Here is a 25,310-nt window from a genome sequence, read left to right as displayed (position 1 = left end):
CCGGCCCCGTACCGGCGACCCGGGGCACCGGCCCCGTGTCCCCGAACCGGGGCATCGCGCCCGTACCCGTGACCGTCCGCGCGGCCCCGGGCACCGGCCCGGTCCCGGTCACCCGCGGCACCGGACCCGTGTCCGTCACCCGCGGCACCGGACCCGTGTCCGTCACCCGGGGGATCGGACCCGTGTCGCTGATCCGCGGAATCGGCCCCGTGTCCCCGCGCCGGGGCAGGGGCGGGCGCGACCGGGACCCGGTCCCGCCACCGCCGTCCCGCGCCTGCTTCTTGCCCTTGCCGGCCGCGCTGTGCCTGCCCACCTTGTGCGTCAGCTCCTGCCGGGACTCGCGTCGGCGGCCCCTGTCTCGTACTCGTCCAACAGCTCGGTGAAGGCCCTGGCCACCACTTCCGGGTACTCCATCATGGCCACGTGCCCCGCCGCCGGCAGCGCCAGCAGCCGCGAGTTGCGGAACGCGGTCTTCGCCCGCCGCGCCATCCTGAACGATACGAGTTGGTCGCGACCGCCGTAGATCAGCAGGGTAGGCGCCAGCACCCGTTCGGCAAGCCGCCACAGCGAGTGCTGCCCGCCGAGGGTGTACGCGCCGACGACCCCGCGCGCCGACCGCTCCATCGCATCCCAGTGGTACGGCAGTGTCATGCGCTTGGCGTACGCGCGCGCGTGCTCGGCGAAGCCCTCCGGGCTGACCCGCTCCGGGTCGCCGTAGCAGAGGCCGAGCACGGCGCGGGTGCGCTGCTCGGCGGTCCAGTTCCGGGTCAGCCGGGCGAAGAGCGCGGTGACGCCTGGCAGGGCGAGCAGCGCGGTGGGCACCGCGGTGGGCTGCGGGGGCAGCTCGGGCAGCGCCGGGGAGACGAGGGTGAGGGTGCGCACCAGGTCGGGGCGGAGGGCCGCGACGCGGGTGACGATGGTGCCGCCCAGGGAGTTGCCGAAGAGGTGTACGGGGCCGCGCTCGCCGGCGTCGAGGTAGCGGATGACGGCGCGGGCGTGGCCGGAGAGGGAGTAGTCGCCGTCGTCCGGGGGCGGGGAGTCGCCGAAGCCGGGGAGGTCGACGGCGTCGCCGTCGACGCGGCCGGCGAGCAGGGGGCCGAGGCCCGCCCAGTTCAGCGCGGAGCCGCCGAGCCCGTGCACGTACACCGCGGGCGGCAGCCCGGGGGCGGCAGCCGGGTGGCTGTGGACGGCGAGGGTCAGCCCGGAGAGCGTCACCTGCCGTCGCGTGACACCGCCTCGGCCTTCGCTCGGGGGTGGCGGCACGCTCGCGGACGACCCGGTCGCCGGGGGTACCTCGTCGCCCGCCAGATAGGGCTCTGTCGACGGCATGGGGGCAATGTTACGAGACAGTCACGCAGTGGTTCATGTGTTCGCGCCCACAAGCCGCCTCGCGGCCGAACGCACCCTCTCTTACGCTCGTATGGAGGACATCGGCCGAAACTGTGCCCGAAGTCCCGGTGACTTTCGGCGCGGAGCAGCGGCACTACGGGAACGGCACGGAGAGGGGAGCCGACGCTATGGCGGTCGACCCGCAGGATTCGGACACGTTCGACGAGCCCGCCCGCGGTACGGGCCCGGCCGACGCCGGGGACGCCCCGGGGGGACCGGACGGCGAGACCCCGGAGGCCGACGCCGCGGAGCAGCGCGCCGAGGTGGAGCAGGGCGAGGACGACACCGCGCCGGCCGAGCGCCACAGCGGCGAGGTGGACCCCGCGGACGCCGCCGAGCAGGCGCGCGCCGTCGAGCAGAACGAGGACGAATACCGGTGACGTGCTCTGTATTGCCCCGGTTCGGACCAGGTCGAGGCCGATGAAATTTCGCGCAGCGACGGAGCGCCGGACGATTACCCGCACGTACGATGGCACCTGCGGTCGGCCCGCCGGACAGGCCCGGCGTCCCGGGGGCGATCACCTGAGGAACCAGGAGGCGCAGTGACAGCCATGGAGCAGGCCGAGACGCGTCCACGCAGTACGCGGCTTCCCCGTCGCGCGCGCCGCAACCAGCTCCTCGGCGCGGCCCAGGAGGTCTTCGTCGCCCAGGGGTACCACTCCGCCGCCATGGACGACATCGCGGACCGCGCCGGCGTCAGCAAGCCGGTGCTCTACCAGCACTTCCCCGGCAAGCTGGAGCTGTACCTCGCCCTGCTCGACCAGCACTGCGACGCGCTGCTCAAGGCGGTGCGCGCGGCGCTCGCGTCCACGTCGGACAACAAGCAGCGCGTCGCCGCCACGATGGACGCCTACTACGCCTTCGTCGAGGACGAGGGCGGCGCCTTCCGGCTGGTGTTCGAGTCCGACCTGACCAACGAGCCGGCGGTGCGCGAGCGCGTCGACGCGGTCAGCCTGGACTGCGCGCAGGCGGTCAGCGAGGTCATCGCCGAGGACACCGACCTGCCGGTCGAGCAGGCGATGCTGCTCGCCGTGGGGCTGTGCGGCATGGCGCAGATCACCGCGCGGTACTGGCTGGGCTCCGGCCAGCCCATCCCGCGGGACGCCGCCGCCCGGCTCATCGCCTCGCTCTCCTGGCGCGGCATCGCCGGCTTCCCCCTGCACGGGGGCCCGGACCAGCCGTAGCACCCGCCCCCCGGGACACGTACCGCCGCGGTGTTCGCTGCGGGCGTGCAGGCATCGGTCCCGCGGGGTGTGTGCACCGGGTTAGTGTGCACACGTACATCCAACTGACCGAAAGGGATCAGGCCGTGGAGGTCAAGATCGGCGTGCAGCACGCCCCCCGAGAGATCAGCCTGGAGAGCGGGCAGTCCGCCGAAGAGATCGAGAGCGCGGTGGCGGACGCGCTCGGCGGCAAGTCGGAGGTGCTGACCCTGGTCGACGACCGCGGCCGGAAGATCCTCGTGCCGTCGGACCGTATCGCCTACGTGGAGATCGGTGCACCCACCGCGCGCAAGGTGGGTTTCGGCGCCATGTGACGGCGGGTCATCCCGCTTGCGCGGTTCGTCCGGCCCCTCGGTGTCCGTCACCGGGGGGCCGTCGTTTCGCCGCCGATCCCCGCGGGTAGATCCGGAGCGTCCGATTCGCCCCAGCAGCGGGGGCCCAACGAAGGGCGGGCGCGAGATGATCCTGACAGCCGTGTGTGCCGCAGTCATCGGCCTGGCGATTGCGCTGGCCGCATTCTCCCGCTATCCCGATCGGTTCAGGCACCGCAACCTCACCCTGGCCACCGGCCCGGGGGCCGCCGTGCTCGGCGCCGCCCTCGCGCACACGGTGCTGGGCGCGGGAAACCTGCCGATCGTGCTGCCGGTCGCCGGAGCGTTCGCGGCGGCGATGCTGTCGCTGCTGGTCAAGCACCCGGAGCGAAGCCGCCCCGCGGCGGCGTACCTGGCGGGACGCCCGGTGCGCTGAGCGGCGCCGCGGACGTACGAAGGCGTCGGCACCCGTAGACGTATGCGGACGCCGCACGTACGCGGACGCCGGAGTCACGCGGACGCACGCGCGCCCGGGCCCCACGGCCCGGGCGCCGCGCTACGCCGAAAGACCCAGCGCCGCCATCCGCTTGGTGTGCGCCTCGGTGATACGCGAGAACATCCGCCCCACCTCCGCCAGGTCGAACCCGTCGGCGACCCCGCCCACGAGCATCATCGACAGCGCGTCCCGCTCCGCCACCACGCGCTGCGCCTGGCTCAGCGCCTCCCCCATCAGCCGCCGCGCCCACAGCGCCAGCCGGCCGCCCACCCGCGGGTCGGCCTCGATCGCGCTGCGGACCTTCTCGACGGCGAACGTGGCGTGCCCGGTGTCGTCCAGCACGCTCAGCATCAGACCGCGGGTGTCGGAGTCCAGCCGGACCGCGACCTCGCGGTAGAAGTCGCTGGCGATCGAGTCGCCGACGTACGCCTTGACCAGTCCCTCCAGCCAGTCGGACGGCGCCGTCTGGCGGTGGAACTCGTCGAGCGCGGCGGCGAACGGCTCCATCGCGCGGGCCGGGTTCTCGTCGATCTCGGCCAGCCGGTCCCGCAGCCGCTCGAAGTGGTGGAACTCGGCCGCGGCCATCGCCGCCAGCTCCGCCTTGTCCTCCACGCCGGGCGCGAGCTTCGCGTCCTCCGCCAGCCGCTCGAAGGCGGCCAGCTCGCCGTAGGCCAGGGCGCCGAGCAGGTCCACGACCGCGGCCCGGTACCGCGGGTCGGCGCCGGCCTGCGCCCAGTCCTCGGCGGCTACGCCGGATGCGGCGGCCCCGGTGTCCCCGGCGGCCTGGGTTGCCCCGGTTACCTGGCTGGCCTCGGTGGCCCGAGTGTCCTGGGCGGCCCGGGTGGCGGCGTCGTCGGCAGAGGGAGAGTCCATGGAGCGGAGAATAGCGGCCCGCGCGGACCTGGGAAGAGCCTGGTCAGCCCGTGGACTATGAGACATCGCACAACACGGCTGCACGATTTTAGGTAGAGTGGTATAGCGCCCGCCGGTCACGGCGGGTCCCCCATGCCCGGGCGTGAGCCCGGAGGCGCGTGGGAAGCATGTACTGAAGGATGCCCGGTCGGTGGCCCGATCGGCTCCGACCCCGACCGCTCTCAGCGGAGCCCGTGCGGCCTGTCCCGCCGTACGCACACCGCCGGAGGGAATTCTCGCGGCTGGAGCGCCCGAGAGACGGAAGAAGTGGTCCCGCGCCACCATACGCGGTACGACCCCCGTCCCCCGCCGCTCGCCGCGACCGACAGAAGAGGCAAGCATCCTGTCCACGTTTCGAGACCTCGGGATCCTCCCCGAGACTGCTGAGGCCCTGGAGGCCGTGGGAATCACCGCTCCTTTCCCCATTCAGGAGATGACGCTTCCCGTGGCCCTCGCCGGCACCGACGTGATCGGCCAGGCCAAGACCGGTACCGGTAAGACGCTCGGATTCGGCCTTCCCCTGCTGGAGAAGGTCGTCGTCCCCGCCGACGTCGAGTCCGGCCGCGCCGAGACCGGCGCCCTGACGAACGCGCCGCAGGCGCTGGTCGTCGTCCCCACCCGCGAGCTGTGCGTCCAGGTCACCAACGACCTGCTGACCGCCGGCAAGGTCCGTAACGTCCGCGCGCTGTCCATCTACGGCGGCCGGGCGTACGAGCCCCAGCTTGAGGCGCTGAAGAAGGGCGTCGACGTCGTCGTCGGCACCCCCGGCCGCCTCCTCGACCTCTCCGGCCAGCGCAAGCTGGACCTGTCGAAGATCAAGGTGCTGGTGCTCGACGAGGCCGACGAGATGCTCGACCTCGGCTTCCTGCCGGACGTCGAGAAGATCATCCAGCAGCTGCCCGCCAAGCGGCAGACGATGCTCTTCTCGGCCACGATGCCGGGGCAGGTCATCGGCCTCGCCCGGCGCTACATGTCCCAGCCCACCCACATCCGCGCCACCGCGCCGGACGACGAGGGCGCGACCGTCGCCGCCGTCGAGCAGCACGCCTTCCGGGCCCACTCGATGGACAAGCCCGAGATGCTGGCGCGCATCCTCCAGGCCGAGGGCCGCGGGCTGACCATGATCTTCTGCCGTACGAAGCGCACCTGCGCGGACGTCGCGGAGCAGTTGGCCCGGCGCGGGTTCGCCTCCGGCTCGGTCCACGGTGACCTGGGCCAGGGCGCGCGCGAGCAGGCGCTGCGGGCGTTCCGCAACGGCAAGGTCGACGTGCTGGTCTGCACGGACGTGGCGGCGCGCGGCATCGACGTCGCCGGCATCACGCACGTGATCAACTACCAGACGCCGGAAGACGAGAAAACGTACCTGCACCGCATCGGCCGCACCGCCCGCGCGGGCGCGTCCGGCACGGCGGTCACCCTGGTCGACTGGGACGAGATCACCCGCTGGCACCTGATCAACAAGGCGCTGGAGCTGGGACTGGAGAACCCCGAGGAGACCTACTCCACCTCCCCGCACCTCTTCGAGGCGCTGAGCATCCCCGAGGGTACGAAGGGCGTGCTGCCGCGCGCCGAGCGCACCCGCGCGGGACTCGGCGCCGAGGAGCTGGAGGACCTGGGCGAGACCGGCGGCGGGCGCCGCGGCGCGGGCCCGCGCCGCGCGGTCGCCACCGAGGAGCGTCCCAAGCGCAGCCGTACGCCGCGCCAGCGGCGCCGCACCCGCAACGGGCGCCCGTTGGCGGCGGACGCCGTCGAGGGCGCCGGCGGCGAGACGCGGGAGGCCGCGCCGGAGCCGGTCGCGGAGGTGGGCGCGGACGCCGCGGCCCGCAAGCCGCGCCGCCGCCGTCGCCGCACCCGCAGCGGCAGCGCGGGCCAGCAGCAGGCCGCGGAGTAGCCCAACGGCAGGACCTTTTGGGCCCGGTGCGTACGTCACGGCGTACGCACCGGGCCCGCGGTCGTGCCCGGGGTGGGTGGCCGGGGGCGTACGGGCAGGGCCTAGGGTCGGGGCATGAGCAAGCCGCCGTTCGTCGCGCTGCCGGCCGGGGCCGAGGCCCTGCGGATCGAGACCCCGCGCGGGGCGTTCGCCGCGCTGCGGGCCGGCCGGCCCGTACACGGGACCGCGCTCCTGCTGCCCGGGTTCACCGGCAGCAAGGAGGACTTCATCGCCCTGCTCGCCCCGCTCGCCGCCGCCGGCTACCGCGTCGTCGCCGTGGACGGCCGCGGGCAGTACGAGACGGACGGGCCCGACGACGAGGCCGCGTACGCGCAGGACGAACTCGCGCAGGACGTCCTCGCGCTCGCCGCCGCGCTGACCGCCCCCGGCGACCCCCCGCCGCACCTCCTCGGGCACTCCCTGGGCGGGCACATCGCCCGGGCCGCGGTGCTGCGCGCCGACCCCCGCACCTTCTCCTCGCTCACCCTGCTGAGCTGCGGCCCCGGCATCGTCTGCGACGAGCAGCAGTCCCGCGCCAAGCTCCTCGGCGACGCCCTGACCAAGTACGACATGGAGTCCGTCTGGCAGGCCATCCGCGCCTTCGACCCGCCGGAGGCCCCCGACGCCGGCACCTCCGCCGAGGTGGACGACTTCCTGCACCGCCGCTGGCTCGGCACCAGCCCAGCCCAGCTCATCGCCACCGGCCGGCAACTGTGCGAGGAGCCCGACCGGACCGCGGAGCTGGCCGCCCTGCCGCTGCCCGTGCACGTGCTCACCGGCGCATCCGACTACGTCTGGCCGGTGACGCAGATGGACGGCATGGCCCGGCGGCTCGGCGCCCGCCGCACGGTCGTCGACGGCGCGGACCACTCCCCCAACGTCGACCGCCCGGCCGAGACCGCCGCCGCGCTCGCCGCGTTCTGGTCGGCCGGTCCGGCGGCGCGGTAGCGAACCTCAACCGTGGTTGAGGTCGGGTTACGCTGGCGGGCATGACGCAACACCTGTCCCCCCGGGCCAAGGAAGCCACCATCGGCGAGCTGTCCGACCGCAGCGGAGTCCCCCAGTCCGCGCTGCGTTTCTACGAGCGCCAGGGCCTGATCAGCAGCCGCCGCACCACCGGCAACCAGCGCCGGTTCTCCCGGGACACCCTGCGCAGGGTCGCGTTCATCCGTGCTTCGCAGCGCGTGGGCATCCCGCTGGCGGCGATCCGCGAGGCGCTCACGTTGCTGCCCGAGGGCCGTACGCCCAACCGCGCGGACTGGGCGCGGCTGTCGGAGTGCTGGCGCCAGGACCTCAACACCCACATCCGCCGGCTGGAGCGCCTGCGCGACAACCTCACCGAGTGCATCGGCTGCGGCTGCCTCTCGCTCGACAAGTGCGCCCTGGCCAACACCGACGACCGGATGGGCGAACGCGGCCCGGGCGCCCGCGGCCTCGGCGTGTGAGGCGGCAGGCGCCCCGCGCCCGCCGGACGGACTCCGGGGCCCGGCGCGCTCAGCGCTTGATCGGGGCGGCGCCCGTGGCGCGGTCGACGATCTGGTCGTAGATCTCCGGGGCGGTGGTGAACTCGCCCAGGCGGCAGGTCTTGCGCGAGCCGTGGTAGTCGCTGGAGCCCGTGGCCAGCAGGCCGAGGTCCGCGGCCGTGCCGCGGAGCTTGGCGCGGGTGTCCTCGTCGTGGTCCATGTGGTCCACCTCGATGCCGTCCAGGCCCGCGGCGGCCAGCTCCGCTACGGCGCTCTCCGGCAGGCACACGCCGCGCTTGACGGCGAGCGGGTGGGCGAAGACCGTGACGCCGCCGGCGGCCTTGATCAGGCGGATGGCGTCGAAGGGGTCCAGCTCGTGCTTCTCCACGTACGCCCGGCCGCCGGAGCCGATCCACTCGTCGGTGAACGCGTCCTGGATCGAGGCGACGATGCCGGCCTCGACCATCGCGCTGGCCACGTGCGGCCGGGCGATGGCGCCCTCGCCGGCGATCTCCTGCACCCGCTGCCAGGTGATGGGCACGCCCAGCTCGATCAGCCGCTCGGTCATCAGCCGCGCGCGGCGCACCCGGTCGTTGCGGACGGCGTCGCGCTCGCGGGCCAGCTCCGGCTCCTCGGGGTCGAAGAGGTACGCGAGCATGTGCAGGCTGACGCCGTCGAGGTCGCAGGACAGCTCCATGCCGGGGACGAGCGTCAGCCCGTCGGGCAGCGCCTCGATCGCCTCGGCGTGCCCGCCGACGCCGTCGTGGTCGGTGAGCGCGACGACGTCCAGACCCTCGGCCGCCGCTTTGCGCACCAGCTCGGCGGGGGTGTCCGTACCGTCCGAATCGGCGGAGTGGGTATGCAGGTCGATGCGCACGGACGGTACCTCGCACGGGCTCGGGGGCGCTGGAAGGCACCCAGCTTACGGTCCCGGGCGGGCGTCCAACTGCTGACGGTACGGGTTCCGGGCACCGGCCCGGCTACAGCAGCCGGGGCGACAGCGCCCCGCAGGGCAGCAGCTCGATCTCGGCGCCGGCGTCCCGCAGGTCGGTGAGCACCAGCTCGTCGTAGAGCAGCAGCCCCGACTGCTCCGGCCAGACGACCGCCCACAGCCACAGTCCGCGCGCCTCCCCGGCGAAGACGGCCCGGTCCGGGGGCACGCCGCCGACGTGCCACATCGGGGTGGGCCGGCCGGCGGCGATGACCTTGGCGTCCGGCGGCTTGTCCGTGCACATCCCCGGCCCGGGGTCGGGTCCCTGCACGCCGGCGAAGCGCGCGCCGAGGCCGACACCCAGCTCCTCGGCGACGAGGATCAGCTCGCCGGGGCCGCCCAGCGGCCCGGGTCCCGAGCAGGCGACGGCGGTGGCCCGGCCGCCGCTGCGGTCGTCGCCCGCGTTGGCGACGCCGGTGAACAGCCAGCCCAGGGGGAGCGGCCACGGCATCCACACCGGCACCTGGGCGCGGTGGACGACCACCCCGAGCGCCTCGACGCTGGGCGGTATGACGGGCTGGAGCGGCTGCACCGGCCCGTGCCGTTCGCACTGCCAGGAGTCGGTGAAGAGACCGGGCGCCCGGACCCGCCCGCCGCACTTCGGGCAACTGGGTTCGCCCCTCATAGGAACTTACGGTCCTCCCCGGTCGCCGCGCCGTCAAGGACGATCACCCGTCCGGGGCCGCCCGGCCCGGCGCCCCGGCGCACGCGCCGGACGTCGCCCCGGCCCCGTACGGCGAGCACCGGGAGGCGCCGCTACGCGCCCAGGTCCACCCCGCGGCGCAGCGGGTCGCGCAGGTCCGTGCCCGCCGCGAGCCAGCGCTCGCGCAGCGCCGCGGCGCCGTGCACCCGCTTCCACGCGGCCTCGTTCGGGGTCATCGGCAGCAGCGGCAGGAACCGCACCGGCTCCCGCGGCTCCGGCAGCGCCACGTCGTCCACCAGCCCGCCCGGCTCCGCGACCAGCACCGCGCGGAACGGCGCCCCCGGCCACAGCGGCTCCCCCACCTCCAGCGACGACCCCGGCGCCACGACGACGCCCTCCACCTGGGGCGACGCGGCGAGCACGGCGAGGGGGCGGAGCACCTTGCCGGTGTCGGCGTGCCCGGCCCGTACGGTCAGCAGCAGCTCGGCGCGCGGGCCGCGCAGCGGGTCGGCGAGCAGTTGCGCGGGGTCGGCCATGGGCTGCCCGGACATGCCGAGGGTGGCGTAGCGCAGCAGCGGCTCGCCGTCGGCGGTGGCGGACGTGAAACGCACCACCTCGATGCGGTCCGTGCCGACGAAGGTCACGGCGGCGCGCGCGTCGGGTTCGCCGAACGCCCCGGTCAGCCGCCGTTCCACCTGCGCGAGCACGTCGTCGTACGCCATGCGCCCCAGCCTAGGGCGCCGGTCCGCCGCCGAGCCGGGCGGCCCGTTCACCGGCGGCTGGTAACCTTGCGTGTCGGCTCGGTGCGCGTCGTAGGACACGGGCACCGCGTGCGACGCGAAGGCATCTGACCAGCACGCGAACGACCAGCACGCGAACGGCTTTGACTCGTACGCCCTTCGACAGGGCCCGGCCGGAGGAGGTGGGGACTGCGGTGGATCCCAGCCGACCTTGCAGTACCGACAGCTCTCCCGCCCGGCCCGGCCTCGCTGACCTCCGCTGAACCTTCCCCCGCACCGCCGCGGGGATCTCCAGGTCGACTCCCGGCCGCGCCGTTCGGCGCCTGGCGGCTGAGCACGCACTTTTCCGTCGTAATCCACTGACGTGCCGTCGGCGCGCTCAGCGGTGCCCGCTTTGTGGGTGTACCTCTGCGTAGATCCCCATTCCCGGCAGCGTTGGTCCGCGCCCGGCAGGAGCGTGAAGGAGTTCGCCCATGTCGATGATCCGTGACCTGCGAGCCGTCGTCCGTCCCGCCCACAAGCGCCGGGGCCAGTCCGCCCACGGCTACGACCCCACCCGCGACCCGGCCACCGGCAGCGCCGTCGTCGACTGCGCCGTCTACCGCGGCGGCCGGCGCATCAGCGAGCGGCTCTCCCCGGCCCAGGCGATGCGCCGGGTGCGCGCCGGGGGCGGCTTCGCCTGGATCGGGCTGCACGAGCCGACGGAGCGCGAGTTCGCCGGCATCGCCCGGGAGTTCGGGCTGCACCCGCTGGCCGTCGAGGACGCGATCGACGCGCACCAGCGGCCGAAGCTGGAGCCGTACGAGGACTCGCTGTTCACCGTCTTCAAGACCATCCACTACGTCGAGCACGCCGAACTCACCGCCACCAGCGAGGTGGTGGAGACCGGCGAGGTGATGTGCTTCACCGGCCAGGACTTCATCATCACCGTCCGGCACGGCGGCCAGGGCTCGCTGCGGGCGCTGCGCGCCCGGCTGGAGCAGGACACCGAGCTGCTGGCGACCGGCCCGTCCGCGGTGCTGCACGCCATCGCCGACCAGATCGTCGACAGTTACATCGTCGTCGCCGACGCCGTCCAGGAGGACATCGACGAGGTCGAGATCGACGTCTTCTCGCCCAGCGACGGCCGCAGCGCGCGCGGCAGCGACGCCGGGCGGGTGTACCAGCTCAAGCGCGAGGTGCTGGAGTTCAAGCGGGCCGTGGCGCCGCTGCTGCGGCCGATGCAGTTGCTCTCCGAGCGGCCGATGCGGTTCGTCGACCCGGAGATCCAGAAGTACTTCCGGGACGTCGCGGACCACGTGGCGCGCGTACACGAGCAGGTGGTCGGCTTCGACGAGCTGCTCAACTCCATCCTCCAGGCCAATCTGGCCCAGGCCACGGTGGCGCAGAACGCCGACATGCGGAAGATCACGTCGTGGGCGGCGATCTTCGCGGTGCCGACGATGATCGCCGGGGTGTACGGCATGAACTTCGACCACATGCCGGAGACCGCGTGGGAGTTCGGCTATCCCATGGTGCTCACCCTGATCCTCGGCATCTGCCTGGCCATGCACCGCGGCTTCCGCCGCAACGGCTGGCTGTAGGGGTACGGGCCCGGGGCCCGGCGGCTACGCTCGTGCCCCATGGAGCCGATCGCCGCCGCCCTCGCAGAAGAAGCCGCCAGGAAGTCCGGGCTCGTGTGGATCGAGGGCCCCGACGGCACCCAGCGCGCGCTGTGGCACGTCTGGCACGACGGCGCCGTGCTCCTGGTCGGCGACGGCCCGGCCGAGCAGCCGCTCGACGGGCTCGGGCTGGCCGACGGGGCGCTGGTGACCGTGCACGCGCGCAGCAAGGACAAGGGCGGGCGGCTGGTCGCGTGGCCGGCGCGGGTGGCCGAGCTGGCGCCAAAGAGCGAGGCGTGGGCGGCGGCGGTGGAGGAGCTGAAGGGCAAGCGGCTCAACGCCGTGGACGCCGACCACGTCGCCGGGCGCTGGGCGCGGGAGAGCCGGGTGCTGCGGCTGGCGCGGGACGGCGCCGCGGTCGCCGGGGACGCGCTGCCGACCGGGTCGCTGGCCGCCCCGCCGCCGGTGACCCCGGCGACGACGCGGCAGCCGGCGCCGGCGGCGCTGCCGCGGCTGCTGTTCCGGCGGCGGCGGCGCGGCTGAGGGCGGCGCGGGTCGTACGGCGGGGAGGGCGGCGGCCGTTCAGCTCGCCGAGATCTGCTTCCCGTAGTCCACGACGTCCTCCTTGCGCGGGGCGTTGACCTCGAACTCCTCGTCCCAGTCCACGAGTCGCAGCTCGCCCGCGTCCCCCGCGCGCTCCAGCAGCAGCGGGTACGGCCGCCCGTCCAGGGCCACCTCCAGCGCGCCGCCCGCGCCGTCGTCGGCCGTCACCCGGATCGTGGGGAAGCCGTCGACCTCGCCGTTCTCGTCCGCCGCCAGCTCGCCGTCGAGCTTCAGCAGCCCGTCGAGCAGCAGCTTCATCTCCGTGAAGCCGCTGAGCTGCTTGTACGCGGTGTCCTCCGGCGGCACCTTCACGTACTTGCCGTCGAGCTTCCTGGCCGCCGCCACGTCGGAGTCGGAGGGGCTGCCGCCGTCGTCCTTGCCGTCGTCCTGGTGCAGCCAGAACTCGTCGCCGGCCTTCAGGAAGAGGTCTTCCTCGTCGCGCAGCAGCGAGAACGTCATGCCGCCGGTGGACACTTCGCCGACCCCGCCGTCCGACGACAGTCTCATGTCGAGCTTGACCGGCTGGCCGTTGCTCACCAGCGTGCCCGCCAGGCGTACCGAACTCGCGCCCGCCGCCGCCCGCTCCGCCTTGGACCTGATGCTCTCGGGGGAGAGCTTCCCGACACCGTTGTCGCCCGCCTGCGGACCGTCCTCGGAACAGCCCGCGAGGACGGTGGCCGAGACAGCGAACAGCACCATCCGGAAGGCCGATCTCCTCATCACGTGCGGCAGCGTACCGGGCCCTCGGGCACCTGGCTTTCCCCGCCCGCGGCACTCGGCCGTACGCTGGTGGCATGGCTGTCACAGAAGAGGCGGTGCGCACCGCGCTCGCGACGGTGAACGACCCGGAGATCCACCGGCCGATCACCGACCTCGGCATGGTCAAGTCGGTCGAGATCGGGACAGACGGCTCGGTGGCCGTCGGGGTCTTCCTGACCATCGCCGGCTGTCCGATGCGGGACACGATCACCTCGCGGGTCACCGAAGCCGTCGAGCAGGTCGCGGGTGTGACGTCCGTCACCGTCGAGTTGGACGTGATGAGCGACGAGCAGCGCAAGGCGCTCGCCGCGTCCCTGCGCAACGGCAAGGCGGAGCGTGAGATCCCCTTCGCCCAGCCCGGCTCGCTGACCCGGGTGTACGCGGTGGCGTCCGGCAAGGGCGGCGTCGGGAAGTCGTCGGTGACGGTCAACCTGGCGGCGGCGATGGCGGCCGAGGGGCTCAAGGTCGGGGTCGTCGACGCCGACATCTACGGCCACTCCGTACCCCGCATGCTCGGCACGGACGCCGTGCCCACCCAGGTCGAAGACATGATCATGCCGCCGACGGCGCACGACGTGAAGGTCATCTCCATCGGGATGTTCACGCCGGGCAACGCGCCGGTCGTCTGGCGCGGCCCGATGCTGCACCGGGCGCTCCAGCAGTTCCTCGCGGACGTCTTCTGGGGCGACCTCGACGTGCTGCTCCTCGACCTGCCCCCGGGCACCGGCGACATCGCGATCTCCGTCGCGCAGTTGATGCCGAACGCCGAGATCCTCGTCGTCACCACGCCGCAGCAGGCCGCGGCCGAGGTCGCCGAGCGGGCCGGCGCGATCGCCGTGCAGACGCACCAGAAGATCGTCGGCGTGGTGGAGAACATGTCGGGCCTGCCGTGCCCGCACTGCGGCGAGATGGTCGACGTCTTCGGCAGCGGCGGCGGCAAGCAGGTCGCCGAGGGGCTGACGCGCACGACGGGCGCACAGGTGCCGGTGCTCGGCGCCATCCCGATCGACGTGACGCTGCGGGCCGGCGGCGACGAGGGCAAGCCGGTCGTGCTGACCGACCCGGACTCCCCGGCGGGCGCGGCGCTGCGCGACATCGCGGCGCAGCTCGGCGGCCGGCCGCGCGGGCTCGCGGGGATGTCGCTGGGCGTCACACCGCGCAACAAGTTCTGAGCGGCGCCGCCCGGACGCCGGGCGCGGCGGGGGCGTACGCCCCCGTGCCGCGTGGCCGGGGGGCGCGGTGCGTACGCGATCCGCGCCCCGAACCGCCGCGGGCGGCTACCCGCGGCGGTCTTCGTACGTGGTGATGTCCTTGATCACCGAGAACGCGAGCCCGTACGCGCTCATGCCGCGGCCGTACGCGCCCAGGTGCACCTGGTTCTGCGTCGTCCCCGCCAGCACCCAGCCGAACTCCGACTCGCGGTAGTGGAACTGCGTCGCCTCGCCGTCGACCGGCAGCGACAGCGCCGACCAGTCGGACCCCTCCAGGTCGTCGGCCAGCTCCCAGGCCACCGACGTCTGCTGGTCCAGCCACTCCTCGCGCATCTGGCGCTCCATCTGCGTCGGCCAGGTGCACGACAGCAGCCCGGAGCCCGCCAGCCAGGCCGCGGACGACACGGACGTCGCCTCCAGCACCCCGGTGCCGTCCGCGCTGCGCCGCACGGGGCGGCTCGCGACGGTCACGACCACCGCGAAGCGGTGCTCGCGCATGCCGGCCTCGGCAAGGTACGAGGGCTGGTCCCCGTGGCCCACCGTGCCGTGCTCCACACCGCCGTCTCCGCCCCCGGTGGACTGGAGCCAGCGCGGACCCGCGAACGCGCCGTCCAGCCCGTACCAGGGGAAGGACGCCAGCAGAAAGCTGTCCACCAGACGCGGCTCGGACTCCTGAACCGTCCCCCCGGGCTCCGCCTCGCTCGTGATCTCCATCAGCGTGGTGCCTCCTCGTGGCCTGGACCTGTCATTCGGCGGTCGCCCCCCGCCGGGGCGCACGCCCCGCCTGGCACACCGCATGCCGGGCGCTCACCCAGACACACGGGAGGATATCCACCTGCATACGCTAGGACAGGCAGGTGGTCTGATATGTGAGCCGATCAGGTGGCGTCCGCGTCGTACGGGGGGCGCTCGGCGGTGGCCGTGCCCTTGGCCTCACCTGCGGCGTCGCTCTTGCCGTCGGTGCCGCTGCCGCCGTCCTTCGTCAGGCTCAGCGGCTTGCCGCCGCCCGCGGCGCCGTCGTCGATGTCCCCCACGGTGCGCGCCGCCTCGCCGACCTCGGCGACCTCCTTCTTGAGGTCGAAGCCGTTGCGGATCTCCTTCAGACCCAGGTCGTCGTTGTCGAGGAGGTGCTTCTTCGCGAAGTTCTTCGGGTTCAGGTCCTCGAACTCGAAATCCTTGAACTCCGGGCCCAGCTCCTTGCGGATGTCCTCCTTGGCGCTGTCGGAGAACTCCCGGACCTTGCGGACGAACCGCATGGTGTCCTGGATGACCTTGGGCAGCTTGTCGGGGCCGAAGACGATCGTGGCCAGGATGATGAGAGCGATCAGCTCGAGGGGTCCTATGTCGAAGAACACCTGGCACTCCTTGCTGTCCTGTCCGTCGGCCCGCTGCCGGCAGGTCCGGGCGACTCTCACGGTACCTGGCGATCCCGCCCCACCGGGAGTACCGCATCGGCCGCTGTGGACTGGTCATCGGCGGCCGATGCGGTGTTTGACGGTGTTTGGCAGGGTCAGTCGGTGGAGTCGCCCTCGCCGAGGGTGACGTCGACGGTCAGCTCCTCGCCGCCGCGCTCGACGGTCAGGGTCAGCTCGTCACCGGGGCTGCGGCTGCGGATCTTGACTATCAACTCCTCGCCGTTGTGCACCCCTTCGCCGTCGACGCCGGTGATGACGTCGCCCGGCTCGATGCCCGCGGTGTCCGCGGGGCCGCCCGGGGTGACCGGCTCGGTGCCGCCCTCCTCGGCGGAGGAGCCGACCTGGGCGCCGTCGCCGGTGTACTGCATGTTGAGCGTGACGCCGATGACGGGGTGCGTGGCCTTGCCGGTGTTGATCAGCTCCTCGGCGACTTCCTTGCCCTTGTTGACCGGTATGGCGAAGCCGAGGCCGATGCTGCCGCCCTGCTCGGTCTGCGGTTCGCCGCCGCCGTTGTCGGCGGCGCGGATGGCGCTGTTGATGCCGATCACGCGGCCCCGGGAGTCGAGGAGCGGACCGCCGGAGTTGCCGGGGTTGATCGGGGCGTCGGTCTGGAGGGCGTTGACGTACGAGATGTCGCTGCCGTCGCCCTGCTCGCCGCCGGCGGTGATGGGGCGCTCCTTGGCGCTGATGATCCCGGAGGTGACGGTGTTGGGCAGGTCGTACGGTGCGCCGATGGCGACGACGGGGTCACCGACGGCGACCGAACGGGAGTTGCCCAGCGGCAGCGGCTTCAGCCCGGAAACACCCTTGACGCGGACGACGGCGAGGTCGTACCCGGCGTCACCGCCGACGACCTCGGCGGACTTGGACTCGCCGCCGCTGAACGTCACCGTTATGTCGCCGCCCTCCTCGGCCGGCTGCACGACGTGGTTGTTGGTCAGGATGTGCCCGCGCTTGTCGAGGACGAAGCCGGTGCCGGTGCTCTGCTCGGCCGCCCCGCTGACGCGCAGCGTCACGACCCCGGGCAGCGCGGACCGGGCGATCCCGGCGACGCTGCCGGGCGGGCGCTTGCCGCCGGCGTCGTCGGCGGAGGACTGGTCCAGCTCCAGTTGGCCCGGGGTGCCGTTGCGCTCGACGTAGCTGCCGATGGCGCCGCCGATGCCGCCGGCGGCGAGGGCGATGACGAGCGCCCCGACGAGGGTGGCCCACCTGCCCTTGCGCCGCTCCGCTGCGTGGTGGGCCGGGTGCGCGGAGGCCCAGGGGTCGTAGCGCTGCCACTGGGCCCCTTGCGGGGCGCCCTGCGGGTGGGGGCCGTACGGCGCGGTCGCGCCGGGCCCGCCGCCGGGGGGCCGCCCGGAACCGTCGAACCCGGGCGTGCCGGGTCCGGGGGTGCCGGGGCCCGCGCCCGGGCCGGGGGTCCCCGAGGCGGGGGTTCCAGGGCCGGGAGTGCCGTGACCCGGGGAGCCCGTGGCGGGGGTGCCTGGGCCCGGGGTGCCGGGGCCGGGGGCGGGCATGCCGTGCGCCGCGGGCGGGTGGCCGCCGGGGGGGCGCCCGGAGCCCTCGGGCCCGGGTCCGCCCTGCGCGGGTACGCCGCCGGGCGGTGGCGCGCCGTGTACGGGGGGCCGGCCGCCGGGCCCGTACGGCGCCCGGGGACCGCCCTGCGGGCCGGGGCCGCCGGGCGCACCGGGCGTACCGGGGTGGCCGGCCTGCGGGGCGGGGTAGCGGGTGTCGCCGGGCGCGGGCCCGCGCGGCACGTCGCCCTCGGCGCCCCCGGCCGCCGCGACGGCGGGTGCCACGGCCGCGTCGGCCGCGGGCCGCCGCGGACCCGGGACCTCCCCGGCGGTCCGGGGGTCGGAGTCGGAGATGACGGCGAGCTGCGTGGTGTCGTCGTCCTCGACGACGGGCCCGGCCGCCACGGCGTCGTTCGGTGCCTCCACGGGCTCCTCCCGGCCGGAGGCGGCCGTACGGTCGCCGGCCGCGGGGGCGGGCGGCGGCGGGGGCGCTGCGGCGTCCTGGGGGCCGTCTGCGGCTGCTGCCGGGGGCTCGGGGGCGGTGTCGTCCCGTTCGTCGCGCGGCGGCAGGGCGGCGCGGCCGGCGCGGGCGCCCGCGACGGCGGACACCGCGGCGGGTATGTCTCTGCCGCCCGGCGAGGCCCCGGCCCCGGCCTCCGCGGCACCCGGGTACGGCCGTACGCCGACCTCCCAGGGCCGTTCGTCCGAGCGGTCGCCGCCCGCCGCCGACGCGGCGGAAGGGCCCGCCGCGACAGCGTCCGGGGCCTGCCCCGCGTGCGCAGCCGCGGCTGCCACCTCGTCGGGTGAACCCGCGTCGGCGGTCCCGGATCGTGCCGGGAACGCACCTGCGTCCGTACTGCCCGGGGGAACGCCCGCGTCCGCGATCGGCCCGCCGGCTGCCACAGGGCCCGGTGCGTCCGCGACCCGGGGCCGCGTCGGGAGCACACTCGTGTCCGTGTCCGGCCCGCCCGTCTCCGGGGCCAGCGCCGCGGGAAGATCCGCCTCCGTCACCGCTCCGGCGGGCGCGTCCGCATCCCGCCCGGCACCGGCGTCAGCGGCCGGCGGCGCGTCAGCCGCCGGGGTCCACGCATCGGACGCCACCGTGTCCGGCCCTGCTACGGCGTCCGCCCCCGGGCCCACCGAGGCAGCACCGGCCTCCGGGGTCGGCGCATCGGGGGCCGCCGTCTCGAAGGTCAGCGTCTCGGCGGCGTCGGCGACCGCGGGCGGCTGCCCGCCCGGCGCCGTCACGTCCCGCTCGCCCGCACCACCGGCACCCGGCCCGCCCCCGGCGGGCGGCACCGCCGCGTCGGGCGACGACGCCCGGCTCCGGCCCCTGTGGTACTCGTCCTCCCCGTCGCGCCACTCCCGCAGCGCCTCCCGCACCCGGCGCAACTGGTCCACCTCCGGGTCGTACCCCGGGGGCGGACCCGCGTCCTCCGGCGGGGCCGCCGGGGCGGCCTGCGGCGCGGAGGTGTCGGAGTCGGTGGGCGGTCCGGCGGTGTCCGGCTCGGCCTCGCGCGCAGGCTCGCCGGGCTCCTGCCTCCACCAACTCGGCTTCCCCTGGTCCATGTTCTCCCCACACGTTCCGCATGCGACTGGGCGCGAACCGTCGCGGCCCGCAGTTGTTGCTCACCCGCCGGGCAGGCCCTTGCGATTCAATCAGGTGCATGCGGTCCGGCGCATCGCCCAGGGACCGACGCCTCGCCGGTCCCCGCGGGCCGTCACTGCGGCGAAGGGGTATTCATCCCGCTCAGTGCGGTCTGCGGCGCGGAGGTCGACGGCTCGGTGACCGCGAACACCGACAGCAGCGGCGGCTGCGGGGTGGCGGTCGTCGCCGCCGTCGCGGAGGCGGCCATCTGGAGCGGCCCGCTGTGGGTGGAGAACGGCTGCACCGGGCCGGCGTCCTGCGCACCGCCGCCGGTGGAGAGCTGGGGGTCGTACGAGTAGCGCGCGGGCACGCCGCGGTCGCCGGGGGTGACCGCCGGGGAGCCGGCGGGGTCGACGGGCACCTCGATGGGCAGCGCGCCGCCGAGGGCGAGGGCGGCGAAGGAGACCGCGCCGGCGGCGGCGAACGCGAAGCGCCGCCCGCGGGCCACGGCGGGCCGCTCGACCTCGTGGATCGGGAATCCGGGGCCGCCGTCGAGGACGCCGCCGCCGTCCAGCATGCCGCCGTCGAGCACGCTCCCGCCCGACCGCCTGCGCGCGGCGGCACCCGCCGGCGTCAGCCCGGCCCGGGAGCCCGCGTCGCGCCGGCCGCCGAAGCCGCCGGCCCGCGTCGCGCGCGCGCCGCCGGCCCTGCCGCCCGTACGCGCACCGCCGCCGTCCCCGGCCGCGAAGGGCGACCGGCGGGCGGCGTCGTCGAGGTCGACGCCCGGCAGGTTCTCCAGCCGGGCCAGCAGTCCGTCCGAGGGCGCGGGCGGCGCTGCGGCGGAGAACACGCTCTTGAGCCGACGCTGCTCGTCCGCCTCGGCCTTGCACCGCGGACACGTCGCCAGATGCGCGAGCACGCGGTCGCGCGCGTCGTGGGGCAGCTCCCCGTCGACCAGCGCCGCCAGCGCTTCGCCCAGGTGCTGCTCGGCGGGCGACAGCCCGCCCACGCTGCTCACAGCGTTCCGCCCTCCTCGTCCGAGCCGTAGGCGCCCTGCCCCGCCCCGGCGAGCGAGCGCTGCTCGGCCCTCGCCTCCGGGGAGCGGTGCTTGAGCGCCTTGCGCAGGTGGGAACGGCCGCGGTGGATCCGGCTGCGGACCGTGCCCAGCTTGACGCCCAGGGTGGCGGCGATCTCCTCGTACGACAGGCCCTCGATGTCACACAGCACCACCGCTGCCCGGAACTCGGGCGCGAGGGTGTCCAGCGCCTGCTGGACGTCGGCGTCGAAGTGCGTGTCGTTGAAGTGCTGCTGCGGCGACGGCTCGCGGCTCGGCAGCCGCTCGGCGGCGTCGTCGCCGAGCGCGTCGAACCGGATGCGCTGCTTGCGCCGCACCTGGTCGAGGAAGAGATTCGTGGTGATGCGGTGCAGCCAGCCCTCGAACGTCCCCGGGGTGTACGTCGACAGTGACCGGAAGACGCGGATGAAGACCTCTTGCGTGAGGTCCTCGGCGTCGTGCCGGTTCCCGGTGAGGCGATAGGCGAGACGGTAGACGCGACCGCTGTGGGTGCTGACGATCTCCTCCCACGAAGGCGGAGTCCACCCCTTGGACGACGCGTCGTCTGCCGGGAACGCGGAGAATCCGGCAACGGTCACGGTGTCGGTGGCGTGGCTGCGGTCGTCAGCATTGTCGGTCACGGATTTCGGCTCATCCGGTGTCCGGGACCCGCGGCCGATTCGCCGCAGGGCGCCCCGTTCGCCGAACGCGGCCGCACCTCCCCTGGTGGCTCTGGTGATGTCCAGTAGGCCCCCTACCATATCCACCTCGCCCGTTAGCTCCGGATAAGCTCATCCGACCGGTATTTTCCCGCATTCAGCGGAACCATCCCCGCCGGCATCCTTACCTCGTCCGTATCACTTCCGTCTCCCCCAACGCACGGTCCGGCCAGCAGGTTCCCAGGGGCAGCGGATACAGTCACGCTTGCGACGGATGCAGGTGCAGGTGCCAACGGGGAACAGGAGAAGGCGATTACCGGCAACCGGCTGGCGAGCTGGTCGTTCGCGGAGGCGTACGGCACGGACGGTGCCGCGGACGCCGACAGCGGCCGGGCCGGGGCGACCCCGGGCGGCCCGGCGGCCTCGACGCGTGCGCAGGGCTCGGCGACGGCTGCGCTGCACTGGGCCCGGCAGCGGGCCCTGGAGGCGGGGCTGCGCCAGGTGTCCGCGGGCGCCGGGGCCGCGCTGCGGCTGCTGGCGGCGACGGCGGGCGCCAAGTCGGTGGTCGAGATCGGCACCGGCACCGGGGTCTCCGGCATCCACCTGCTCCAGGGCATGCGCGCCGGCGGGGTGCTGACGACCGTGGACCCGGAGCCGGAGCGGCAGCAGTTCGCGCGCCAGGCGTTCCGGGCGGCGGGGTTCGCCGCGAACCGGGCGCGGATCATCGTCGGCCGGGCGCTGGACGTGCTGCCGCGGCTGGCGGACGGGTCGTACGACATGGTGTTCTGCGACGGCGACCCGCTGGAGTGCCTGGAGTATCTGGGCGAATCGTTGCGCCTGCTGCGCCCGGGCGGCGTCGTGTGCTTCGAGGGCGTCTTCGCGGACGGCCGCACGGTGGACTCGGCGGCCCAGCCCGACGAGGTGCAGAAGCTGCGCGAACTGCTGCGCGCGGTGAAGGAGAGCCCGGAGCTGATGCCCGCACTGCTGCCGGTGGGGGACGGGCTGCTGTGCGCCGTCAGGCGCGAGACATGACGGCGTGACGGACGTGACGGACGTGACGGACACGACACGACAGCGTCCGGGAGGATCCGGCCCGTGAGGGCGATCCGCCCCGGCCACCACGTGGCCGGGGCGCATACAGGGTTCTTCCGGACCTCGGTCCGACTAGCTGACGACCTTCTTCAGGGCGTCGCCGAGCGCGTCGGCTTCATCGGGGGTCAGCTCGACGACGAGCCGCCCGCCGCCTTCGAGCGGAACGCGCATGACGATGCCCCGCCCCTCCTTGGTCACCTCGAGCGGGCCGTCGCCCGTCCGCGGCTTCATGGCCGCCATGCTCGTTCCCCTTCCTGAAACCAGCTCTTCGTTGAGAAGCTCTCGACGGCCTGTGGGCAGGCTCGTCGCCACCGGCATCGAACACAGTGCTTCTCGCCCATTATCCCGCATTGCCGGTCCCGATGACCAACATCGGTCCGCATCCTCTCGACGACGTCCGACCGCAAAACCTCCCAATTCCCGCCAGAGGGATGCGATACTGCGCCCTTCCCGGCCGGGGCGCGCCGCGTTTCGATTTGACGCACGTCACATGTCGCGGGGCGGGGATCTCCGCCATGCTGACGGCACCGACGAGACGCGGCAGAGCCCCGGCCACCCCGGGGCGTAGCGAAGGGAAGAACATGGCGGACACCGTGCTGTACGAGGTCGCCGACGGACTCGCGACCGTCACCCTCAACCGCCCGGACGCGATGAACGCCCTCGACACCGAGACCAAGAACGCCCTGCGCGACACCCTGCGGCGGGCCGCCGCCGACGACGCCGTACGGGCCGTGCTGCTCACCGGCGCGGGGCGGGCGTTCTGCGTGGGGCAGGACCTCAAGGAGCACATCGGCACCCTCGCGGCGGCCCGGGCCGCGCAGCGCACGGACCACGCGATGGACACCGTCGCCGAGCACTACAACCCCATCGCCGCCGCCCTCGCCGGGATGCCGAAGCCGGTGGTCGCGGGCGTGAACGGGGTGGCCGCGGGGGCGGGCGCGGGCTTCGCCTTCGCGGCGGACTACCGCGTGGTGGCCGACAGCGCGTCGTTCAACACCTCCTTCGCGGGCGTCGCGCTGACCGCCGACTCCGGCGTCTCCTGGACCCTCCCCCGCCTCGTCGGCCACGGCCGGGCCGCCGACCTGCTGCTCTTCCCGCGCCGGATCCCCGCGGACGAGGCGCTGGCGCTGGGCATCGCGAACGTCGTCGTGCCGGCGGCGGACCTGGCCGCCGAGGCGGCGGCGGTGGCCCGCAGGCTCGCGTCGGGGCCGACCGGGGCGTACGCGGCGATCAAGGAGTCGCTGGCGTACGGGGCCGGGCACTCCTTCGCCGAGACGCTGGCGAAGGAGGCGGAGCTCCAGTCCCGGGCGGGCGCGTCGGAGGACCACAGGATCGCGGTGGAGGCGTTCGTGGCGAAGGAGGAGCCGCGCTTCACGGGCCGCTGAGCACGGCGGCCCGGAGGGCTCGTACGCGCCCGCCGTGCCCCCGTGCCGCAGCCGTGCCCCGCCGCCACGCGCGCTAGCGCGCGTGGCAGTCCGCGAGGTGGTCGTCGACCAGGCCGCACGCCTGCATCAGCGCGTACGCCGTGGTGGGTCCCACGAACCGCACGCCGCGCCGCTTCAGCTCCTTGGCCAGCGCCGTCGACTCCGGGGTGACGGCCGGTACGTCCGCGAGCGTACGCGGCACGGGGCGGCCGGCGGGGTCCGGGGCGTACGACCAGATCAGGGTGTCCAGCTCGCCCGGGGCCCAGGCGGCGAGGGTGCGGGCGTTGGCGAGGGTGGCCTGCACCTTCAGCCGGTTGCGGATGATGCCGGGGTCGGCGAGCAGCCGCTCCTCGTCCGCGGGGCCGAACTCCGCCACCGCGGCGATCTCGAAGCCGGCGAAGGCGGCCCGGAAGCCCTCGCGGCGGCGCAGGATCGTCAGCCAGGACAGCCCGGACTGGAACGCCTCCAGCGACAGCCGCTCGAAGAGCGCGTCGTCGCCGTGTACGGGCCGGCCCCACTCCTGGTCGTGGTACGCGACGTAGTCCTCGGCGGAGAGCCCCCAGGGGCAGCGCAGCAGGCCGTCGGGCCCGGCCACGGCCCCGCCGTCGGCGCTCATGCCCGCCCGTCCAGGCCGCCGCGCGGCTCCGGCCCGCCGGAATCGGGCCCGCCCGGCTCCCGGCCGCCGAAGTCCCCGTCACCGAAGTCCCCGTCACCGAAGTCCCGGCCGCCGAAGTCGTCCCCGCCGAAGTCCCCACCGCCGAAGTCCCGGCTGCCCAGCTCCCGGCCGCCCCGGTCCGTACCGCCGTTGCTCCGGATACCGCCCAGGTCCTCGCCGCCTCCGAAACCCGGCCCCCGGTAGTCCACCGCCCCGGGCGCCGCGTCCTCGTACTCCCGCCCCGCCGGCCGGGCCCCGCGGTACGCCGTTGCGTGCGCCCCCGCCAGCGCCGCCTCCAGCTCCGCGATGCGCGCGTCCCGCTCCGCCAGCTCCGCGGCGACGCGGTCCAGCGCGTCGTCCACGTCGTCCATGCGGTATCCGCGCAGCGCGACCGGCAGCCGCAGCGCGTCGATGTCGGCGCGGCCGAGCGGGCGGTCGGGCGGCAGCGGGTCGTGGAGCCGGTCCGGCTGCGGCTCGGTCAGTTCCTCCTCGCCGTTGCCCGCCAGCACGACGGTGACCGCGGCGACGACCGCGACCATGGCGATGAGCATGAACCAGAACACGATGTCTCCCCGTGGACAGCCGGGGCGCCGGATGGCCGCGCCCGGTACGCCGGGTGGCTGCGCCCCACCATATCCGGGGCCTGTGACAGCCCCCGGGCCCGCGGGCGCGGCGGCACCGTGCCCGCCCCGCCGCGCCCGCGGGCTAAGGTCGCGGAAGGAGCCCGGGGCCGCCGTCCCGGAGGGTGTCAGAGGAGGCAGCATGCTGCGACTGGGGTCGCGCGCTTTCGCCGCGCACGAACCGGTGATCATGGCGATCGTCAACAGGACCCCGGACTCCTTCTACGACCAGGGCGCCACCTTCCGCGACGAGCCCGCGCTCGCCCGCGTCGAGCAGGCCGTCGCCGAGGGCGCGGCGATCATCGACGTCGGCGGGGTGAAGGCCGGCCCCGGCGACGAGGTGTCGGCCGCGGAGGAGGTGCGCCGCACCGCGGGCTTCATCGCCGAGGTACGCCGCCGCCACCCGGACGTCGTCATCAGCGTCGACACCTGGCGGCACGAGGTCGCCGAGGCCGCCTGCGCGGCCGGCGCGGACCTGCTCAACGACGCCTGGGGCGGCGTCGACCCGCGGCTCGCCGAGGTCGCCGCCCGGTACGGCGCGGGGCTGGTGTGCACCCACGCGGGCGGCGTCCGGCCGCGCACCCGGCCGCACCGCATCGCGTACGAGGACGTGATGGCCGACATCCTGCGGGTCACCCTGGGGCTGGCGGAGCGGGCCGTGGAGCTGGGCGTACGCCGCGACGGGATCCTGATCGACCCCGGTCACGACTTCGGCAAGAGCACCCGGCACTCGCTGGAGGCCACCCGCCGGCTCGGCGAGATGACGGCGGCGGGCTGGCCCGTGCTCGTCTCCCTGTCGAACAAGGACTTCGTCGGCGAGACGCTGGACAAGCCGGTCAAGGAGCGGCTGGTCGGCACGCTCGCCACCACGGCGGTCTCGGCGTGGCTGGGGGCGCAGGTGTACCGGGTGCACGAGGTGGCCGAGACCCGGCAGGTGCTGGACATGGTGGCCGCCATCGCGGGCCACCGCCCGCCCGCCGTCGCCCGGCGGGGACTCGCCTAGCCCGCCGCCGCCCTACG

Annotated in this window: 27 protein-coding genes; 13 read left to right on the top strand and 14 right to left on the bottom strand. The window is 74.5% G+C overall.

Annotated features, from left to right (window positions below):
* Positions 1-321 precede the first annotated feature (321 nt).
* Positions 322-1,329, bottom strand: coding sequence for an alpha/beta fold hydrolase (locus QBL21_RS06220; protein ID WP_407560975.1), 1,008 nt, complete (start codon positions 1,327-1,329; stop codon positions 322-324).
* A gap of 188 nt (positions 1,330-1,517) precedes the next feature.
* Here QBL21_RS06220 and QBL21_RS06215 point away from each other — a divergent pair, with 188 nt between their 5' ends.
* The 4 genes from QBL21_RS06215 to QBL21_RS06200 all read left to right on the top strand — a co-directional run bounded on the left by QBL21_RS06215 (position 1,518) and on the right by QBL21_RS06200 (position 3,359).
* Positions 1,518-1,769: a hypothetical protein gene (locus QBL21_RS06215; protein WP_407560974.1), complete on the top strand. Its 252-nt coding sequence runs from the start codon at positions 1,518-1,520 to the stop codon at positions 1,767-1,769.
* A 162-nt stretch (positions 1,770-1,931) separates the two neighbouring features.
* Positions 1,932-2,573, top strand: a complete 642-nt coding sequence (locus tag QBL21_RS06210; protein ID WP_407560973.1) for a TetR/AcrR family transcriptional regulator — start codon at positions 1,932-1,934, stop codon at positions 2,571-2,573.
* Positions 2,574-2,698: 125 nt separating this feature from the next.
* On the top strand, positions 2,699-2,926 hold the full coding sequence (locus tag QBL21_RS06205; RefSeq protein WP_407560972.1) for a DUF3107 domain-containing protein: 228 nt from the start codon (positions 2,699-2,701) through the stop codon (positions 2,924-2,926).
* Positions 2,927-3,086: 160 nt separating this feature from the next.
* Positions 3,087-3,359, top strand: a complete 273-nt coding sequence (locus QBL21_RS06200) for a hypothetical protein (protein ID WP_407560971.1) — start codon at positions 3,087-3,089, stop codon at positions 3,357-3,359.
* A 120-nt stretch (positions 3,360-3,479) separates the two neighbouring features.
* Here QBL21_RS06200 and QBL21_RS06195 read toward each other — a convergent pair whose 3' ends face one another.
* Positions 3,480-4,292, bottom strand: a complete 813-nt coding sequence (locus QBL21_RS06195; protein WP_407560970.1) for a ferritin-like fold-containing protein — start codon at positions 4,290-4,292, stop codon at positions 3,480-3,482.
* 379 nt (positions 4,293-4,671) lie between these two features.
* On the opposite strand from QBL21_RS06195, the gene QBL21_RS06190 reads away from it, so the two are divergent.
* The 3 genes from QBL21_RS06190 to soxR all read left to right on the top strand — a co-directional run bounded on the left by QBL21_RS06190 (position 4,672) and on the right by soxR (position 7,706).
* Positions 4,672-6,222, top strand: a complete 1,551-nt coding sequence (locus tag QBL21_RS06190) for a DEAD/DEAH box helicase (protein ID WP_407566326.1) — start codon at positions 4,672-4,674, stop codon at positions 6,220-6,222.
* Positions 6,223-6,336: 114 nt separating this feature from the next.
* Complete coding sequence (locus QBL21_RS06185; protein ID WP_407560969.1) at positions 6,337-7,209, top strand: alpha/beta fold hydrolase; 873 nt, start codon at positions 6,337-6,339, stop codon at positions 7,207-7,209.
* Between the two features lie 41 nt (positions 7,210-7,250).
* Positions 7,251-7,706 (top strand): redox-sensitive transcriptional activator SoxR, encoded by a 456-nt coding sequence (gene soxR, locus QBL21_RS06180; RefSeq protein ID WP_407560968.1) that lies wholly within the window; start codon positions 7,251-7,253, stop codon positions 7,704-7,706.
* Positions 7,707-7,755: 49 nt separating this feature from the next.
* On the opposite strand, the gene QBL21_RS06175 is transcribed toward soxR, so the two are convergent.
* From QBL21_RS06175 to QBL21_RS06165, 3 genes are all read right to left on the bottom strand, one after another.
* Positions 7,756-8,601 (bottom strand): PHP domain-containing protein, encoded by an 846-nt coding sequence (locus QBL21_RS06175; RefSeq protein WP_407560967.1) that lies wholly within the window; start codon positions 8,599-8,601, stop codon positions 7,756-7,758.
* Between the two features lie 103 nt (positions 8,602-8,704).
* Complete coding sequence (locus tag QBL21_RS06170) at positions 8,705-9,340, bottom strand: DUF6758 family protein (protein ID WP_407560966.1); 636 nt, start codon at positions 9,338-9,340, stop codon at positions 8,705-8,707.
* 131 nt (positions 9,341-9,471) lie between these two features.
* Positions 9,472-10,080, bottom strand: coding sequence for a suppressor of fused domain protein (locus tag QBL21_RS06165; RefSeq protein WP_407560965.1), 609 nt, complete (start codon positions 10,078-10,080; stop codon positions 9,472-9,474).
* A 491-nt stretch (positions 10,081-10,571) separates the two neighbouring features.
* On the opposite strand from QBL21_RS06165, the gene QBL21_RS06160 reads away from it, so the two are divergent.
* Both QBL21_RS06160 and QBL21_RS06155 read left to right on the top strand, forming a co-directional pair.
* On the top strand, positions 10,572-11,681 hold the full coding sequence (locus tag QBL21_RS06160) for a magnesium and cobalt transport protein CorA (RefSeq protein WP_407560964.1): 1,110 nt from the start codon (positions 10,572-10,574) through the stop codon (positions 11,679-11,681).
* A 39-nt stretch (positions 11,682-11,720) separates the two neighbouring features.
* The gene (locus QBL21_RS06155; protein ID WP_407560963.1) at positions 11,721-12,242 is read left to right on the top strand and encodes a hypothetical protein; all 522 of its coding nucleotides are present in this window, start codon (positions 11,721-11,723) and stop codon (positions 12,240-12,242) included.
* Positions 12,243-12,281: 39 nt separating this feature from the next.
* Here QBL21_RS06155 and QBL21_RS06150 read toward each other — a convergent pair whose 3' ends face one another.
* A complete protein-coding gene (locus QBL21_RS06150) occupies positions 12,282-13,001 on the bottom strand; it encodes a hypothetical protein (protein ID WP_407566325.1) in 720 nt (239 codons plus the stop codon).
* Positions 13,002-13,096: 95 nt separating this feature from the next.
* Between QBL21_RS06150 and QBL21_RS06145 the strand changes: the two genes are divergently transcribed.
* Positions 13,097-14,233, top strand: a complete 1,137-nt coding sequence (locus QBL21_RS06145; RefSeq protein ID WP_407560962.1) for an Mrp/NBP35 family ATP-binding protein — start codon at positions 13,097-13,099, stop codon at positions 14,231-14,233.
* Positions 14,234-14,338: 105 nt separating this feature from the next.
* Here the strand turns inward: QBL21_RS06145 and QBL21_RS06140 are convergent, their stop codons facing one another.
* The 5 genes from QBL21_RS06140 to sigE form a co-directional block, all read right to left on the bottom strand.
* Entirely contained in the window at positions 14,339-14,986 is a 648-nt protein-coding gene (locus QBL21_RS06140) for a hypothetical protein (protein WP_407560961.1), read from the bottom strand.
* Positions 14,987-15,150: 164 nt separating this feature from the next.
* Positions 15,151-15,627, bottom strand: coding sequence for a sec-independent translocase (locus tag QBL21_RS06135; RefSeq protein ID WP_407566324.1), 477 nt, complete (start codon positions 15,625-15,627; stop codon positions 15,151-15,153).
* Between the two features lie 155 nt (positions 15,628-15,782).
* On the bottom strand, positions 15,783-17,441 hold the full coding sequence (locus QBL21_RS06130; RefSeq protein ID WP_407566323.1) for a S1C family serine protease: 1,659 nt from the start codon (positions 17,439-17,441) through the stop codon (positions 15,783-15,785).
* Between the two features lie 1,478 nt (positions 17,442-18,919).
* Positions 18,920-19,804, bottom strand: a complete 885-nt coding sequence (locus tag QBL21_RS06125; protein WP_407560960.1) for an anti-sigma factor family protein — start codon at positions 19,802-19,804, stop codon at positions 18,920-18,922.
* Positions 19,801-20,601, bottom strand: a complete 801-nt coding sequence (gene sigE / locus QBL21_RS06120) for an RNA polymerase sigma factor SigE (protein ID WP_407560959.1) — start codon at positions 20,599-20,601, stop codon at positions 19,801-19,803. The genes QBL21_RS06125 and sigE overlap by 4 nt, the downstream gene beginning before the upstream one ends.
* A gap of 399 nt (positions 20,602-21,000) precedes the next feature.
* Here sigE and QBL21_RS06115 point away from each other — a divergent pair, with 399 nt between their 5' ends.
* Positions 21,001-21,531, top strand: coding sequence for an O-methyltransferase (locus QBL21_RS06115; protein WP_407560958.1), 531 nt, complete (start codon positions 21,001-21,003; stop codon positions 21,529-21,531).
* Between the two features lie 132 nt (positions 21,532-21,663).
* On the opposite strand, the gene QBL21_RS06110 is transcribed toward QBL21_RS06115, so the two are convergent.
* Entirely contained in the window at positions 21,664-21,831 is a 168-nt protein-coding gene (locus QBL21_RS06110; protein ID WP_018834979.1) for a DUF3117 domain-containing protein, read from the bottom strand.
* A gap of 341 nt (positions 21,832-22,172) precedes the next feature.
* Between QBL21_RS06110 and QBL21_RS06105 the strand changes: the two genes are divergently transcribed.
* Positions 22,173-22,976 (top strand): enoyl-CoA hydratase-related protein, encoded by an 804-nt coding sequence (locus tag QBL21_RS06105; RefSeq protein WP_407560957.1) that lies wholly within the window; start codon positions 22,173-22,175, stop codon positions 22,974-22,976.
* Between the two features lie 73 nt (positions 22,977-23,049).
* Here the strand turns inward: QBL21_RS06105 and QBL21_RS06100 are convergent, their stop codons facing one another.
* Together QBL21_RS06100 and QBL21_RS06095 are read right to left on the bottom strand one after the other, a co-directional pair.
* A complete protein-coding gene (locus tag QBL21_RS06100; protein WP_407560956.1) occupies positions 23,050-23,631 on the bottom strand; it encodes a DNA-3-methyladenine glycosylase I in 582 nt (193 codons plus the stop codon).
* Positions 23,628-24,233: a DivIVA domain-containing protein gene (locus QBL21_RS06095; protein WP_407560955.1), complete on the bottom strand. Its 606-nt coding sequence runs from the start codon at positions 24,231-24,233 to the stop codon at positions 23,628-23,630. The genes QBL21_RS06100 and QBL21_RS06095 overlap by 4 nt, the downstream gene beginning before the upstream one ends.
* Before the next feature lie 199 nt (positions 24,234-24,432).
* Here QBL21_RS06095 and folP point away from each other — a divergent pair, with 199 nt between their 5' ends.
* A complete protein-coding gene (gene folP, locus QBL21_RS06090; protein WP_407560954.1) occupies positions 24,433-25,293 on the top strand; it encodes a dihydropteroate synthase in 861 nt (286 codons plus the stop codon).
* The last annotated feature ends 17 nt before the right edge of the window (positions 25,294-25,310 follow it).

Source organism: Streptomyces sp. 184 (assembly GCF_045781775.1).
Taxonomy (GTDB): Bacteria; Actinomycetota; Actinomycetes; order Streptomycetales; family Streptomycetaceae; genus Streptomyces.
The sequence above is the reverse complement of the archived record's forward strand: the minus strand, read 5'-3'. Positions and strand labels throughout refer to the sequence as shown.